The sequence below is a fragment of the Sphingobacterium shayense genome, assembly GCF_013179575.1.
Taxonomy (GTDB): domain Bacteria; phylum Bacteroidota; class Bacteroidia; order Sphingobacteriales; family Sphingobacteriaceae; genus Sphingobacterium; species Sphingobacterium shayense.
Genome location: NZ_JABMCQ010000004.1, coordinates 26,520 through 43,842 on the forward strand (window position 1 = coordinate 26,520; position 17,323 = coordinate 43,842).

Genomic DNA, 17,323 nt, shown 5'->3' on the forward strand with positions numbered 1-17,323 from the left:
ATCAAGACGGTGTCAAGAATTTATACTAGGGCTTGATTTCTACAAACCTACCAATTGCGTTGAATTTAATGGTTGTGTAAGTTTATCGTAGGTGCCAGCTATTGTGGCTCCGCCTGAGCAATAATACGAGAGGCTTTGCTCCGTTTTCGCATTAGTGCCTTGGATACGAACGTATTGGTTCTGAAAAATGAAGGCAATTTCTCCTTGGTCGTTCCGACTAACATAAGTACTATCATTTTCTTGTCCGGCCGAAATAGAAAGGGAGCAGCTCGACCTCTTCTTATCCGCGCGTGACCGAATTGTTACGGCGATAGTATCGATGGACACTTGCTTCACCTGTACGGTGATCCAATCGTATCCTTGATCGCGATTCGCGTAATCAGCTGTCACATAATCTCTCGCAACCGACCGGCTAAATTGCTTATCCATGGTTTGCGTCGTGTCTGCATTGTCGTTTTGCTGCTGATTACGATTAGGGGGTTTGGCAACTAAGTAAGCTAAAAATCAATCTGCCATATAAACTAATTCTAATAAGTGAGATACGCATTTTTTCGTGTTTTTAATATAACAGTCTTTACATCGATAAGTTTGACCCTCTTTTTACCATTTCGAATTTATGTATTTTATTAGTTAAACTAAACATTTTAACCTTATTATTCGTTTTTGAATATTAAAGTTTATATATAGTAAATTTTTAATAGTATATTTACATGGAATTATAAGCTATCTGTGCCAAAATTGGTAGCTAATAAATGGTACTCTAATCAATAATAAATAAAGACAACAATGAAAAAATCAAGTATCGTCCTATGTGTTTTATTCTTTTGCATACAGACGGTTTGGGCAAAGAACTCTAAAAGAGTAATTATGATTGCATTAGACGGTATTTCCGTCGCAGGTTTTGAACAGGCCCATACCCCGCATTTAGACGCTTTGTTTGCCGAGGGAGCATTGTCTAAAACTACGCGTGTAGTGATGCCATCTGTTACATTACCCAACTGGACAAGTCATCTAACGGGCAGCGGTCCCGAACAACATGGCGTGGTTAATAATGCCTGGGAAATAAACAAGTTTGTATTGCCTGCTGTTATGACCGATTCCGAAGGCTATTACCCGTCCGTGTTTACAGTACTGAAAGAGGCGGATTCTAATATCAAAACCGCTTTTTACTATAATTGGATAAACCTTTTTTATCCTCATAATAAAAAATACTTTGACGAAGTAAGTTATCTGAAAAATGATGCTTATGTAGAAAATTATGACAAAGCTTTTCAATTTATACAGCAATATCGAAATGATCCGACACTTGTGTTTTTATATTCCGTTCATACCGACCACGCTGGACACAGCCATAAATGGATGTCTCCTGAATATATACGGTCGATTGAAGAGGCCGACGTGCAAATCGGAATTTTCTTACAGAAGCTGAGAGATGCACACTTGTATGAGGAAACTACATTTATGTTCCTGTCGGACCATGGTGGTATTGAGTATGGACATGGTGGTGTGACCGTTGATGAGATGGTGGTGCCCTGGGCAATTACCGGTCCGGGGATAAAAAAGGGATATCGTATTTCTAACCCCAATAACTCTGTCAATACAGCTGCGACAATTCTTAAAATCTTTGATGTAAAGCAACCAAATGCGTGGACAGGGAAGCCGATGCTGGACGTGTTTAGATAGCTTGTTTTAGCATGGGATGAATTGATTAATATCGTATTTAAAGGGGTGCGATAACTGGAGACGATTCAAATTAGTAACTTAAAAATTCATGCTCGTTGGTTACTGTGAATTTATTTTGAATGGGCGGTATATGAGCTTGACGGAGAATAAATGCTGGCTCGATTTAAAGCGACTCGATAAACTGGAGTAATGGGGAAAAGCGTTTAATAACGATATTAAAACGAACATAAAATTTTGTCACCTGTTGGCTCACCTTCCGCTCGTTCAGTTGGGAGCAGTGATAAAACAAGGAGGAACTTACGAAATTAAACTACCAGTGGAGGCTAATGCTGAATTTGTAATGTTTTATTGAGATTCCATTCTAGCCGGAAAAGCAACATAGGGAACTTGTTTTTGCGGCAAAATTCCGCTGGTAATTTTTATAATTTAGACTTTTTAAGAGGTTGACCCTTAAATGCGCGACCGAGGATTCCCTTAAGTTCTTTGCTGTTTTAATAGCGTAGCTTTCTCGAATCTATTTTTGTGGAAATAGGGTAGACGTCTTTATGCAAATCTATTCCACTATTTTTTAAGTTATTACTTTCTAAAGAACTTTCGGATCCGTTTATGATGATATTTTCTACGCTATCAATGGTCACGACGGCCCAGATTGGATCCTCGTACACCAAGGTGTGCCTGAGAATTGGGTGCGCGTTATATATTGGGTCGGGCAGATCTTCTGCTCTATATTCCTCGCCAACCCAGTAGTAAGAAGCACTATTGATCTGGACATAGTGTATCCCATTTATTTCATTGTGATAATTCAGATGATGATGACCGCTAAAGACTAATAACACTTTCTTGAATCCAGCTTCGTGATTTATTTGTTCTAACAGATATCGGATTTCCATGCCGTTATCTAGGCCGTTATTCGAATTATCTAATCCTTGATGACAGAATATAACACAAGGCAGACTGGTTTTTCGTAAGTCTGTTTTCAACCATTCCTGTTGTTCAGACGCGATTGTTCGGGGATAACCATTTATGGTTTTCGTTTCGGATTTTTCATTTCCATCTAGGACGACGAAATGAAATCCATTTTTTTCGAAGGAATAGAAACGGGCGGGCATTCGCCAATAGGAGAGAGTTTGTTCTTTGTTGTACCCTCCATCCGTATCGTGATTTCCCAAAACGTGATAAGATTCCCCGCGAAATTGGTCCCATATTTCTAATAAGCGATCATTTTCTGGTTTAGGTACACAAAAGTCTCCGAGTTGGATGATAAAATCCGGCGACTCATCGTTCATGGTATCGATAAATTGCTGCGCGCGCCTCTCTCCATCATGCATCAGGTCATAATGAAGATCGCTAATAATGCCAAACCGTATTTTATTTCTTCTTTGGGAAGCGCCTTTGGGTGTTATCGGGTGGCTTAGGCCTGTATTAATGAAAAGGCCGGAAGCGCCCCAAGCCGCTAATTTTATGAATTTTTTTCTGTCTACCATTGAATAAAAATTTGTAAAAATGAACTAAGAATGATCTACAATTTTCGGTTGCTTGACAAATGAAATGACGACGGCACACAGTCCGCAAATAATAGCAACTAGAATAAAAATGTTAGCAGTATTATGTGTGAAATCGATAATTTTTCCAAATATGGGTTCCCCTAAGGCGGCGAACACATATGCAAACATGTTCATGATACCGATGCCTGTTCCAACGAGCTTGGTGCCGAGGATGTCAGGGCTAAGTGTCCAGAAATTTGCTTGGGGTCCGTAAACAAAGAAGCCTGCCGCGAACATTAGTGGGGCAGCAATAAAATGATTTGGAACGGGCATAAAGTAGATAAGAAGTGCGACTGCAGAACTACATAACATACCCGCCCGTATAGACTGGCTTCGATTCTTCTTGAACAACCCGTCAGAAATATAACCGAACGATACCGCGCCGATAGCCATGCCAACGGGAATAAGAAGTGTAAGCCAGATATTTCCACTGGAATCTTTATAATTATCTCCTAAAAAGTGAATGGGGACCCAAAAAATTAAACCATAACGTGCCATACTCTGAAAACCAATTGCTAATGAGGCAATCATGAAGTTTTTGTTGCTGAAAACCTGTACATAAGCTTGCTTCCAGTTTAGTTTTTTCTCGGATTTGTCTGCTTCCACTGCTGGGTGCTGTGATGATGTTTGATAACCTTTTAAAGCGGGATGACTATACGCGAACGATAGAAATAAAATTAGAGCAACAATTAAGAAAAGAATTGGATATCGAAATAGTGTCCGCCAGCTCTGATCCTGTTGTACCAAGATGAGCGCCATTAAAAAAGTGAGTACCGATGAACTTCCTGCTGCCATAGTGTAGAAACCAAAAGCTTTACCGCGTTCGTTGCTACTCCACCAATTGGAAATTAGTTTGCTTCCTGACCCCCAAGCCATTGATTGAAAATAACCATTCAACGTCCATAAAATCAAAATGGCGGCGTACGATTGAGAGAAACTTATAGAAAGATTGCATATGACGGAAAGAAAACCTCCCGTTAGGATCATCATTTTGGGGCTCCAACGGTCGGCAAGGTTTCCGTTGACTAGCTGTCCAATAGCGTATCCCATGAGCATCGCAAAACTGATCCAGCCAATTTGTGTAAAGCTGATTTGTAATTCGTTAGCCATACCATGGGCGGCCCAACCAAAATTATGACGACCAGTATAAAAAAATAAGTAGCAAAACATTGTAACCAAGAGCATGCGCCATTGGTCGCGCCTAAACTTTTTAGTAGTCGACATCATAGGGTTAATCGTTATTAATTTTAATGCCGGCTCGAATGGGCTTATTCGTTAATGCGAATGAAAAGGCTTCGTTGATACGATCTAGTGTAAATTCGTTCTCAATGAGTTTGGCAAAAGGATATTTGTTCCCATGGGCAATAATAAAATCGACTGCAAACGAAAAATCTGTATAATTATAATTGTGCAGGCCTTTTATCGTGAGTAGCTTTCGAATAATCTGCTCGGCATCAATTTGCGTTTTTCGCTGTTTAAACACAGCTCCTACAAAAACTGCACATCCATTGACATTCAGTTGTTCGACACCTTGCTCCATGGCATCCGGCGATCCGCTCATGTCGATAAAACGGTCCGGGTTGATATTGCTGTCTGTCAGTATGCTGGTCGTGCTGTTTATTACGGTAGAAGCTCCAAAATCTTTGGCTAAGGCTAATCTTTGCTCGTTTATATCCATCACCACAATATGCGATGCACCTAACTCTTTACACATCGCAACGGTCGCCAACCCCAAAAGCCCCATCCCAGACACGAGCACTGTTTTTCCTGTTATTTCTCCGGCCAGACGGATCGCCCCCGCTGCTGTTGCGATAGCGCAATTGATCGTGGCTGCCACAGCCATCGAGACGTGACTGGGAAGAACGCGGATACAAGTGTGTTCGCGTAAGATAATGTGTGTGGCCAACCCTCCGTGAAATTTATCGGTGCCAGTTAGCTGGCGGTGGCCATATTTATACAAGTTGATGTTTTTTTGCGGTGTATCCGCTGAATAGCTCGCAGTTGTGGGATCGCTAGCAAATACGGTCCACGTAATGATATCGCCAGGGACGATAGGTGCTCCAGCAGCATCTAGGTGAGGGTGTGCTGCCTCGATCTCTTCGACAATCCCGACTATCTCGTGCCCTAATATTGTGGGACAAGGTTCTTGCCTTAACCCCGTAAATGTGTGTAGATCGCTGCCACACAGTGTTGCGTAGGTAATTCTAACGAGTAGTTCACCGCGTTGTAACACCGGTATCGTTGCTGCATGTTTTGTCAGTGGACTATTCGGTTTGTCGAAGATATAATAGGTCCCTTTGCGTTTTTCCATGATTATAAATATACGAATGTTTTGCAATACTAAACAAAAGTTTAGTAACAAAACACAGCTTGAGGTTAATTAATTGTTATTTTTTTCGTTTTTAACGATGAACACAACATTGAGCGCGAATGGGTGCTTAATGAATTAAAACTAAGATTATTTTTAGTACTTTTAAGGCACCAAAAACTATGGAAAATAACACGATATTCAAAATAAGTGCGAAGATCAAAGAGATTCGTAAAGAAAAGGGAATAACTATTCAAGAATTAGCCGATAAAGCCGGGGTTAGTAAAGGACTTATTTCTCAAATCGAGAATAATCGGACGGTACCCTCGCTGCTCGTGCTGATAAACATTGTCAGCGCGTTAGAGGTTGACCTGAATGAATTCTTTCAGGATTTTAAGTCGAACGAGGAGGCGGGGCCTATTATTGTACGAAGGAAAAGTGATTACGAGGCGTTCGAAAAAGAGAAGGCTATAGGCTTTTTATATAAACGGATTCTTGCTAGTTCTATGGATAGTTCGACATTGGATATCGTACTGCTAGAGCTTGCTGTAGACGCTGTTAGACCCATGGTGGAGACAGAGGCTTATGAATACAAGTATATCGTTTCGGGAAAGGTCCAATATGTTTTTTCGGATAAAACAATCGATTTGGAAGCTGGAGATTCAATTTTTTTCGATGGCCGGATTTCTCATACGCCAAGAAACATTGGGTCGGAACCTGCCATCATGCTGATCGTATATTTTTTTGAGGCCAAATAGAATATCCGTCGCCTCTGTTAGTTGAAAATAAGATTGCACCTTAATACCGTCGCTAAATCTCGCGTTTAAGTTTCCATTTTTTTCGTGCGAAAAACGGAGTTACCTTTATACGTCTAGCGCGAGTAGCTTTTGCCTGTCTTTTTCCGCTGGGCGGCTATTAGATGTTGCGATTTTAAACATCATTGCAACCAGTAATAAATACTAGACAAAAATGCGTGCTATATTCTACCGGTTAGTTTCTTAAACTGTTTAATTGAACGAACTTGGAAGCCAGAAGGCTTTGTTTATAATGACTTAAGTTTTTAAACAATCGATTGTCTTTCTCAAAAATTTGCAGCATTTTATTGAATACGGTACTTTAGATAATTAAGTTGAACAAATTTATAGACCGTTTTAGAATGAAATTCAATAAAAAAATAGTTCCGTATATCATTACTTTGGGGGTGATGTTGCGCCTTGATTCTATTCAGGCACAGACACCGGCCTTCGAACTCGTTAACTTTAAAGAAATGGCTGACCCTACGAGCGACACCCTTGCCGATTGGTCTCCCGTTAAAAAAGGGCTCCATAGCTCTTTTGTTACTATAGACAAAAGGTACGCAAAGTCGCTTGTTCCCGATATTGCGATCCAAAAACAACACTCGGTTACCGGATGGAGAGGCGAGCGTGTTTCTGCCCAAATCTTACTATGGACTACGGAAGATAGACCGGACGTAACCGTCCAGGTATCTGATTTTAAAAACAGTAACGGGAGTGCACTTCCTCATGAGGTAGCGACTGCGCGATTTGTACGCTACGTCATGACCGATGAGTTTGGCCCCGGCTGCGGACATCGTAAGCCCGAGGATTTTGCATCGTCCTTGTCACCGGATATGCTCGATAATCTTCAGTCGTTCGACTTGGAAGCAAAGAAGGTAAGACCTGTGTGGGTCACTGTAAATATACCCGCTAATGCCGATGCGGGAGACTATCTGGCCAAAATTCGGATTGAGTCTGGCGGCGTTAAATCTGATGAATTAGATTTGAGGCTTACGGTCATCAATACCGTTTTGCCACGATCTAAAGAATGGACCTATCACTTAGACCAGTGGCAACATCCCTCCGCGGTAGCACGTGTCCATGGTCTTGAAATGTGGAGTGATGCTCACTTTGAGGCTATGAAGCCGGTAATGCAAATGCTCGTGGATGCGGGACAGAAAGTAATTACAGCTACGCTTAATAAGGATCCTTGGAATGTGCAGACTTACGACCCCTATGCAGATATGATCAAATGGTCGAAGGGTTCGGATGGAACATGGAAGTATGATTACAGTGTATTTGACAAGTGGGTACAATTCATGATGGATTTGGGCGTAACCAAGATGATCAATTGTTATTCTATTATCCCATGGAATAACGAGATCCATTATTTAGATGTCGATAAAAATGAAGTGGTTAATGTTGTTGCCAAACCCGGTACACCCGAATTTGAAAAACACTGGACTCCATTTTTAGAAGATTTTGTGCTCCATCTGAAATCAAAAGGATGGTTAGATATTACCAATATCGCTATCGATGAGCGTACAAAAGAGGAGGTTGACGGTGCATTGCAGCTATTGCAGAAAGTTTCACCTGAACTAGGGGTGTCTTATGCCGACAACCAGAATACATATCAACGATATCCGAATAGCGACGATATTAGTATTGCGGTGTCGCATCGATTCTCTGCGGACGATCTACGGGATCGGCAGGCAAGAGGACTGACAACTAGTTTTTATATTTGCTGTAGTGACAGTTTTCCAAACCAATTCACATTTTCGGATCCCGCAGAGTCTACTTATTTAGCGTGGTATGCAGAAGCAGCCAATTTCGATGGAATGTTACGCTGGGCCTTCAATTCTTGGGTAGAGAACCCTTTACTTGATTCCCGGTTTCGGACCTGGCCCGCTGGGGATACATACATTGTATATCCAAATGCACGTAGCTCGATCCGCTATGAAAGAATGTTAGAGGGGCTTCAAGATTATGCAAAAATACAGGTAGTTAAAAAAGTATTAAAAGATAAGGGAGATAAAACGAATTTGAATAGACTGGAGGAAGCGATACAAAAGCTGAAAATAGTAGAACGAACTTCTACATGGAATCAGTACTTGAATGAAGCCAAAGCTCTTTTAAATGAACTTTCCCTCAAAATCGGTAATTAACATCTCAAACGTTTTGGTAACAGAAAAGAGTAAGATATATACACCGGTTGAGAAGCATTTTTCGATCGGTGTGTTGTTTTTTCATAATATTCTTAAACTTTCTTTCTGTTGACACTCGTTTATTGGTTTAAGCGAAGAATTCAACAAAACGCTATGCTGTTTTTTATGTTTAGTGTAGCTAAATTTTTGATCGATATTTTGGATGTTTATTAACTAAATACTATAAAAGTGTATAAATATTAAAAATTATATATTAATTTTATACTGCGCGAACGGCTGGGACATTTACTGATTTGTTAATAGACCAAGGCACGCAAAGAATGATTATTTGTAAACCAATGATGGATCTGAATTGATGTTTAAACAGATCCTTACTTCTTATGTAACAGTGTAATATGCGTAAACCAATTTTATTGATGTTTTTACTGGGGATTTCAGCTAGTTATAGTTTTTCCCAGGAAGGACAGGAATTGCCAGTAAAGAATACTTATCCAATCCAGGAATCAGACAGTAACGAAGAGATACTCTTAAAGGCTGCACACGTGGTACCTACCGCTAACCAATATCAAGCATTAAAAAATGAGTTTATCGCCTTTATTCATTTTGGGCCGAATACATTTACAAAAATGGAGTGGGGCAGTGGCATGGAGGATCCAGCTATCTTCGATCTAAAAACGTTAGATACTGATCAATGGTGTGAAGCTATGAAAGCCGCAGGAATGAAGATGGTGATCTTGACAGTAAAACATCATGACGGTTTTATCCTTTGGCAAAGTCGCTATACTAAACATGGGATTATGTCTACAGGATTTAGCGAAGGTAAGGGTGATATACTCGGTGAGTTGTCAGCATCTTGCCAAAAATATGGCTTGAAGCTGGGTGTATATCTTTCTCCGGCGGATTTATTTCAAATAGAAAACGCGGAAGGTTTATACGGAAATTTAAGTGAATACACTGAACGTACTATTCCGACGCCGGTAAAAGGAAGACCATTTAGAAATAAAACCAAATTTCGATTTAAAGTAGATGACTACAATGCGTATTTCCTGAATCAATTGTTTGAGCTACTTACAGAATACGGACCAATTCACGAGGTTTGGTTTGACGGTGCACATCCCAAAACGAAAGGTGGGCAGAAATACAATTACGCCGCATGGAAAGAGTTGATTCAGACGCTTGCACCAGAGGCTGTGATATTTGGAAAAGGTGATATTAGGTGGTGTGGAAATGAAGCCGGTGATACTCGTGATACTGAATGGAACATTATCCCATTTAATGAAGATCCTGCCAAACTAAACAATTTCGGTGACCTTACGGGAGAAGATTTGGGAAGTCGTGAGAAACTGTGGGGTGCGGAGTACCTCCATTATCAACAAGCAGAAACCAATACATCGATTAGAGAAGGATGGTTTTACAGGGACGACACGCACCAGAGAGTTAGAAGTACAGATGATGTGTTTGACATTTACGAACGGTCTGTTGGGGGAAATTCGACATTTCTATTGAATATTCCGCCCAACAGAGAAGGTAAATTCTCTCCTGAAGATGTGAAGGTCCTCCATGAAGTTGGAGAACGTATAAAAGCAACTTATGAGAAAAATCTATTAAAAGGAGCAACAGGTCCTAAAGAGACATTGGATAATAATCCTGATTCATATTCCATAATAAAAGATGGTCAAAATGAACTATCATTTTCAACGGCTCGACCAATCAAAATCAACCGATTTGTAATCCAGGAAGCGATCAAGACGCACGGAGAGCGTATCGAAAATCATGCATTTGATGTGTGGGTAAACGGGCAGTGGCAAGAAGTCGCAAGAGCAACAAATATAGGCTATAAGCGTATTCTTCGTTTCCCGGAAGTGATATCTGATCGTTTTAGACTGCGAATTTTGAGTTCTAGAGCAACACCAGTAATTAGTAACGTGAGTGCTCATTATGCACCGAGCCGGCCGCCGCAATTGGTGTTTAAACGAGATATCGATGGATTAATTTCCATTGAACCGTTGAAGAATGAATTTGGTTGGAAACCTCATGGACAGGATATTATTAAAAACCTTAACATCGGTTATCAAATTCATTATACCCTGGATGGGAGCCGCCCAACGGAAGAATCTTCGGTATACGAAAAGCCGATATTGTTAGAAGCGGGTTCCATCAATGCGGTTGCGATTGGATCAGACCATACGGTTGGATCAGAGGCAAACCAAACCTTTGGTATTGTGAAAAAAAATTGGAACATCATAGAGTCAAGTAGCGAAACGGAAAATTATCGTGAAAAGGGAGCGATCGATGCGGATGAGAAAAGTTATTGGAAATCAAAAGAGACAGGTCCCATACAATATATCTCCGTAGATCTTGGACAAACATATCACCTACAATCTTTTGCGTATACGCCTCAACTGAAGGATGGGAAAGGAATGATGGAAAAGGGTGTAATAAAAGTAAGCGATGACGGGAAAAATTGGAAGGAAGTGGAAATGTTTGAATTTGGAAATCTAATCAATGATCCTACGACTCGTACACATCGTTTCGCAGAGAAGGTAGCTACACGTTTTATACGTGTCGAATCCAAGGTTATAGCGGGAGGGGGCACATCGCTGGCGATTGCTGAATTAGATTTTTTTGAATAAATTTAATATGCGGCTCGTTGTTTTAGGAAGTTTATTTATGAATTCCGAAAAATGCGATAATATTAAATTGCGACAATTGAAGATTTCAAACTGATAAATTATTATGAACAAATTATTTATTGTGTCAATATTGTGTTTTTTCTGTATTGCAAGCTCTGCACAGAAGAAACAAAACAAGCCTAACGTAATCATTATTTTTATGGATGACTTGGGTTACGGAGATTTAGGAAGTTACGGAGCAACTGGGTATAGTACGCCCAGCTTGAATCAGCTAGCGATGAATGGGATTCGATTTACAAACTTTTATACTCCTCAGGCGGTATGTACCGCATCGCGTGCCGCATTGTTGACAGGCACCTATCCAAATCGCATGAATATATCTGGGGCGCTTGGTCCCAATGAGGGGGTGGGGTTGCATCTTGAGGAAACTACTATTGCTGAAATGTTAAAAACGGTTGGTTACGCTACAGCAATGGTCGGAAAATGGCATCTAGGAAATGAACCCGAGTTTTTACCGACTAATCAGGGATTCGATGAATATTTAGGGCTCCCATATTCGAACGATATGTGGCCAATAGATTATGACGGAAAGCCCGTATCCGAAAGTCATTTTAAATATAAAATCTATCCTACTCTTCCCCTGTTACAGATCAAGACAGGGCAAAGTGTGCCCGATACCGTAATGAAATTAAAAACGCTGGATGATCAGGCCCGACTTACTACACTTTATACGGAGAAAGCTATCTCTTTTATTAAATCAAATAAGAAAAATCCGTTCTTTCTTTATTTAGCACATAGCATGACCCACGTTCCAATTGCTGTATCTTCGAAATTTAAGAATAGGAGCGAGCAGGGTCTATTTGGTGACGTAATGATGGAGATTGACTGGAGTGTTCAACAAATTCTACAGACTCTTGAAGAGCAAGGAATAGATAAAAATACGCTAATTGTTTTTACGAGTGATAACGGACCATGGCTAAATTATGGAAACCACAATGGGTCTACTGCTGGATTACGAGAAGGAAAGGGTACGAGTTGGGAAGGCGGTACCCGTGTTCCCGGTATTATGTCGTGGCCTAATGTGATTCCTAAAGGAAAAGTAATTAACAAATTGAGTAGCACGATTGATATTCTACCCACTTTAGCGGAAATCACAGGCGCTAGGCTACCTGTTCATAGGATTGATGGAACCAGTATCCTTTCTTTGCTTGAGGGAAAGGATACCACCCCTCGAACCACCTTCTACTATTATTACAATAAGAACGATCTTGAAGCTGTCAGGAGCGGGAATTGGAAGCTAGTTTTTCCACATAATTACAGAACATACGAAGGCGTACTACCGGGTAATGACGGTTATCCCGGCCCTTATGGAAAAGGCGTACAGGATTCTATTGCTTTATACGACCTTCGACGAGATCCAGGCGAACGATATAATGTTATTAAGCAAAATCCAGAGGTCGCAAATGTTTTACAAAAACTTGCTGGGGAAGCTAGACGTGATTTAGGAGATAACCTCACGGAGTCGTCTGGAGAAAATCGACGACCTATTGGGAAATTACCAAAGAACGAAAAATGAAACATTCTATCTTCTTAATTACATTGCTTATTGCGGCGTTGGGAGCTCGCGCGCAGGGTGAAACAAAAGTTTCTAAACCGAATATTATTTATATCTATGCGGATGACTTAGGATACGCTGAAATAGAGGCATACGGACAAACGAAAATTAAGACGCCGAATCTCAATAAGCTGCGTGAAGAGGGAATGAAGTTCACCAACCATTACACAAGTGCGCCTGTCTGTGCGCCGGCACGGTGTATGTTGTTGACTGGAAAAAATAGCGGACATAGCTATATACGGGGCAACTATGAACTCGGAGGTTTCCCAGATAGCCTGGAGGGTGGACAGATGCCGCTTCCTGAAGGGACTTATACGGTTCCAAAAATGTTGCAGAAGGCCGGTTATATTACAGGAATGGTAGGGAAATGGGGCTTGGGGATGCATAATACCACTGGGTCTCCTTTAAAGCAGGGATTTGATTTTTACATGGGTATATTGGATCAAAAACAAGCGCATAACTTTTATCCAACACATCTGTGGTTAAACGATAAACCCTTGACACTAAACAATCCGGTAATCAACGTGCATCGGGCGCTGAACCCTTCCACTGCGACGGATGCGGATTTCGAGTATTTTATAGGGAATGAATATTCAGGCGACGTAATGACTAAATTCGCTCTGGAATTTATTGATAAAAACAAGGATCAGTCTTTCTTTTTATACCTTCCGCTTCCCCAGCCACATGTATCTTTGCAGGCTCCTGGGGAATATGTAAACCAATATATTGGTAAATTTAAGGATGAACGGCCTTATCACGGTCAAAACGGTTATGCGTCATCAAAGTATCCACTTTCTACATATGCAGCGATGATCAGCTATTTGGATTCACAGATAGGGGACGTGATGGACAAGGTGAAGGAATTGGGTTTGGACGAAAATACGATAATCATGTTTTCAAGTGATAATGGGACTACGTTTAATGGTGGGGTGAAAGCAGAGTTTTTTAAGAGTGTCGATGGGTTAAGGGGACTAAAAATGGATCTTTTCGAGGGTGGCATTCGTGAACCATTTTTAGTTAGATGGCCTGGTAAAATAAAGCAAGGAAGCACCACTGATCTTGTATCAGCGCAATTCGATCTAATGGCGACGTTGGCGGAGCTTACACACCAGGATGCTGGTAATACAGATGGACTCTCTTTTCTTCCTACGCTGCTAGGAATTGACTCCAAGCAAAAGGTACATAACTATTTATACTGGGAGTATCCTGAAAACGGTGGACAGATCGCGATTCGAATGGGGAAATGGAAAGGCGTGAAAACTGCAGTTCGTAAAAAAGGTTATTCCCATTCTTCGTGGATGGTATTTGATCTGGAAAGCGATGTCAGTGAAAAAATAGATATCGCTAATCAGCATCCCGATTTGGTTAGTCGATTTGATGAAATTGTACAAAAAGAGCATCAACCCTCACACATTAAAGAATGGGAATTCATTAATCCCAAGTTTGAGAAAATGAACTAGAGGAAATGAAAGGCCTTGGTTCGTTCTTGTTCTTGCAAGTTGATGCTCCTATACCATTACTTTCTGAAGCTTGGTTTCTTTGATTAGATATCTTTTTTGGTGATTTCAAAATCTTTAATCACCAAAGACCTCCTACGATTAATGTTCGTTTAAGGGACTTCAATATACTTCTAGAGAACTGTTGACCCGGGCTGAGGGGCACAGGTTCGTACGCCAGGAGAATCTGTACAGCTCGAAAAAGCATACCCAGCTCTCTCGGTCTAGAAATGAATGTGTTTAAGCCACGTTTAAAGAAATGAAAGTATTATGATATTTCTGCGCCAAATAAAGTTTATTATGTCGTAGATTTAAAACATGAAGCTATCCTAATTTTTCAGCGAAAGGAATCATCCCTTGTTTTCCTTTTTATAACACTGGAGAGGGTTATTCCAAAGCAGTGCAGGACATGCATTCATCAAAAGCGAAACAGATGAAAAATATGGAACGAAATAAAGGGTTTGTTTTTAAACGATATGAAAAGCCTTATCAGACACCTTTTGATAAACTGTTTGAAGTTTTCATGGAGCTTATTACTCATACTTCTGGAGATTTCGATGAGGCGATTGATTGGTTGAGGCAGATCGATAGAGAGTATAATTTGACTACTCCGGAATATACCATCGAAGACTTTATAGAGGATCTAAAAAATAAAGGTTATATCGTCGAACGTTTGGATTTTAGTGGTACTGGGAATGTGGAGATCAGTTCTAAGATGGAGAAGGCGTTGAGACAAAACGCGCTAGAGCAGATCTTTGGGAGCATGCGTAAAGGTAAAACCGGAAACCATACGACGAAGTACAACGGGAGAAGTGACGAGAATACAGGCGATTTTCGAAGTTATCAATATGGGGATGCTTTGGATAAAATTTCAGTTACCGAAAGCTTGAAAAATGCTCAAGTTAATCATGGGATAGGGGATTTTAGTTTATCAGAGGATGATTTGGTTGTTGAAGATACCCAATTTAAATCGCAGATGAGCACGGTGTTGATGATTGATATCAGTCACAGCATGATTTTGTACGGAGAAGACCGTATTACTCCCGCCAAGAAAGTGGCCATGGCATTATCAGAGCTAATACTTACGCGTTATCCAAAAGACTCACTCGACGTAATCGTATTTGGAAATGATGCCTGGCCGATAGCCGTAAAGGATCTGCCGTATCTCCAAGTTGGTCCGTTTCATACGAATACGGTCGCGGGTGTACAGCTCGCTCTGGATATACTAAGGCGCAAACGTCACGCAAATAAGCAAATATTCATGATTACCGATGGGAAACCGAGCTGCCTGAATATGCCCGATGGTACATATTATAAGAATCCGATGGGGCTAGACCCTTTGATTACGGGTAAATGCTACAGTATGGCTGCTCAGGCTAGAAAGCTGGGTATCCCGATAACGACTTTTATGATCACCTCGGATCCCTATCTTCAAGAGTTTGTAGATGAATTTACTGCGTCTAATCGGGGTAAGGCATATTATACTGGCCTAGGTGAATTGGGCGAAATGATCTTTACCGATTATGAGAACAACCGGAAGAAGAGGATAGGATAAAATATATTTAATTTAATAATAGTAATACTAGATGGATTATAGGACAATCAAGACTTTTGGAGAACTCAAACTGACGGGCTATGCGCCGAAAGGTATCAAGGAAGAATTACGTCAGAATCTCATTGAGAAAATAAAAAAAGGCGAAACGATATTTCACGGAGTACATGGCTATGAAGAGACCGTTATCCCCGAACTGGAACGCGCCATTCTCTCCAAACATAATATTAATTTATTGGGACTTCGCGGTCAGGCTAAAACGCGATTGGCTAGGCTGATGGTGACGCTGCTGGATGAATATATACCGGTCGTAGAGGGTTCTGAAATTAACGACGACCCGTACGCTCCAATTTCGCGTTTTGCGGTGGAGCTGATAAAGGAAAAAGGGGACAGCACACCTATTAGCTGGCTTCACAGGGACGAGCGCTTTTCTGAAAAACTGGCGACACCAGACGTGACGGTTGCAGATTTGATTGGCGATGTGGATCCAATTAAAGCTGCGAATTTGAGACTCAGTTATGCGGATGATCGGGTAATTCATTTTGGCATGATCCCGCGAGCCAATCGTTCAATATTTGTGATCAACGAATTACCCGATTTGCAAGCTAGAATACAAGTCGCTCTTTTTAATATACTACAGGAAGGTGATATACAGATTCGTGGATTTAAGCTCCGGTTGCCTTTAGATATACAGTTTATCTTCACAGCAAATCCAGAAGACTATACTAACCGGGGAAGTATTGTGACCCCTTTGAAAGATCGTATCGGCTCACAGATTCTAACACATTATCCCAGAAACGTGGCGATAGCGAAAGCGATTACTGAACAGGAAGCTGGCTTGGAATCAGGACAAAAAGAAGGGATTTACGTACCAGAACTCGCCCGTGATATATTGGAACAGATTAGTTTTGAAGCTCGAGAAAGTGAATACATTGACGCAAAAAGTGGCGTTAGTGCAAGAATGGGTATTACGGCGTTTCAAAACCTACTCAGTACGGCCGAATTGCGGATGCTAAAAAACGGGGATACCTCGACCGTAGTGCGACTTAGCGATTTTATGGGGATAGTTCCTGCCATAACGGGAAAAGTAGAATTGGTGTATGAAGGAGAGCAGGAAGGTGCTTCCATTGTCGCGCTTCAGTTAATAGAAGGTGCTATAAAAACGTTGTTTCCAACTCTGTTTCCTAAAATTGAGAAGCTGGAGAAGGAAAATGAGCAGCAGCCTTACGATGGAATTCTAGATTGGTTTTTGGACTCTGACGGAATTCAATTGCCCGATGACATTAAAGATGTAGAATATCAACAAATACTGGACCGGGTCGACCCTATTCGACAGTTGGTTCTGAAACATCAGCCTGAAACTAAAAAGGAAGATATTTATTTTCTAAGCGAATTTGTTTTATGGGGTCTAACTTTACATAATAAACTGAGTAAATACGACATGGGAGCGGGTACGCAATTTCAGGATAACTTTCAGGGATATCTGCGGAATAATATCTGACAGGTACGGCGGCAACCCAGTTCGCTTATTATTTAAGACGAAACAGCACC

12 protein-coding genes are annotated in these 17,323 nt (G+C 40.9%); 8 read left to right on the top strand and 4 right to left on the bottom strand.

Features of this window, described 5'->3' with window-relative positions:
- Window positions 1–39: 39 nt before the first annotated feature.
- Window positions 40–429, bottom strand: coding sequence for a hypothetical protein (locus HP439_RS01240; protein ID WP_172388525.1), 390 nt, complete (start codon window positions 427–429; stop codon window positions 40–42).
- Between the two features lie 438 nt (window positions 430–867).
- On the opposite strand from HP439_RS01240, the gene HP439_RS01245 reads away from it, so the two are divergent.
- On the top strand, window positions 868–1,683 hold the full coding sequence (locus HP439_RS01245) for an alkaline phosphatase family protein (RefSeq protein WP_216657727.1): 816 nt from the start codon (window positions 868–870) through the stop codon (window positions 1,681–1,683).
- 491 nt (window positions 1,684–2,174) lie between these two features.
- Here HP439_RS01245 and HP439_RS01250 read toward each other — a convergent pair whose 3' ends face one another.
- Genes HP439_RS01250 through HP439_RS01260 form a run of 3 tightly spaced genes read right to left on the bottom strand, consistent with a single transcriptional unit; the run spans window position 2,175 to window position 5,538 of the window.
- Complete coding sequence (locus tag HP439_RS01250) at window positions 2,175–3,167, bottom strand: metallophosphoesterase family protein (protein WP_172388527.1); 993 nt, start codon at window positions 3,165–3,167, stop codon at window positions 2,175–2,177.
- A 24-nt stretch (window positions 3,168–3,191) separates the two neighbouring features.
- Entirely contained in the window at window positions 3,192–4,454 is a 1,263-nt protein-coding gene (locus HP439_RS01255) for an MFS transporter (protein ID WP_246229153.1), read from the bottom strand.
- A 4-nt stretch (window positions 4,455–4,458) separates the two neighbouring features.
- On the bottom strand, window positions 4,459–5,538 hold the full coding sequence (locus HP439_RS01260; protein WP_172388528.1) for a zinc-binding dehydrogenase: 1,080 nt from the start codon (window positions 5,536–5,538) through the stop codon (window positions 4,459–4,461).
- 179 nt (window positions 5,539–5,717) lie between these two features.
- Between HP439_RS01260 and HP439_RS01265 the strand changes: the two genes are divergently transcribed.
- The 7 genes from HP439_RS01265 to HP439_RS01295 all read left to right on the top strand — a co-directional run bounded on the left by HP439_RS01265 (window position 5,718) and on the right by HP439_RS01295 (window position 17,273).
- A complete protein-coding gene (locus HP439_RS01265) occupies window positions 5,718–6,293 on the top strand; it encodes a helix-turn-helix domain-containing protein (RefSeq protein ID WP_172388529.1) in 576 nt (191 codons plus the stop codon).
- Window positions 6,294–6,691: 398 nt separating this feature from the next.
- Entirely contained in the window at window positions 6,692–8,476 is a 1,785-nt protein-coding gene (locus HP439_RS01270; RefSeq protein WP_216657728.1) for a DUF4091 domain-containing protein, read from the top strand.
- 395 nt (window positions 8,477–8,871) lie between these two features.
- Window positions 8,872–11,109, top strand: coding sequence for an alpha-L-fucosidase (locus HP439_RS01275; RefSeq protein ID WP_172388530.1), 2,238 nt, complete (start codon window positions 8,872–8,874; stop codon window positions 11,107–11,109).
- A gap of 103 nt (window positions 11,110–11,212) precedes the next feature.
- Window positions 11,213–12,685, top strand: a complete 1,473-nt coding sequence (locus HP439_RS01280) for a sulfatase family protein (protein WP_172388531.1) — start codon at window positions 11,213–11,215, stop codon at window positions 12,683–12,685.
- Window positions 12,682–14,184, top strand: coding sequence for an arylsulfatase (locus HP439_RS01285; RefSeq protein WP_172388532.1), 1,503 nt, complete (start codon window positions 12,682–12,684; stop codon window positions 14,182–14,184). Before HP439_RS01280 ends, HP439_RS01285 begins: the two co-directional genes overlap by 4 nt.
- A 478-nt stretch (window positions 14,185–14,662) precedes the next feature.
- Entirely contained in the window at window positions 14,663–15,775 is a 1,113-nt protein-coding gene (locus tag HP439_RS01290; protein WP_216657729.1) for a vWA domain-containing protein, read from the top strand.
- A gap of 31 nt (window positions 15,776–15,806) precedes the next feature.
- A complete protein-coding gene (locus HP439_RS01295) occupies window positions 15,807–17,273 on the top strand; it encodes a sigma 54-interacting transcriptional regulator (RefSeq protein WP_172388534.1) in 1,467 nt (488 codons plus the stop codon).
- Window positions 17,274–17,323: the final 50 nt, after the last annotated feature.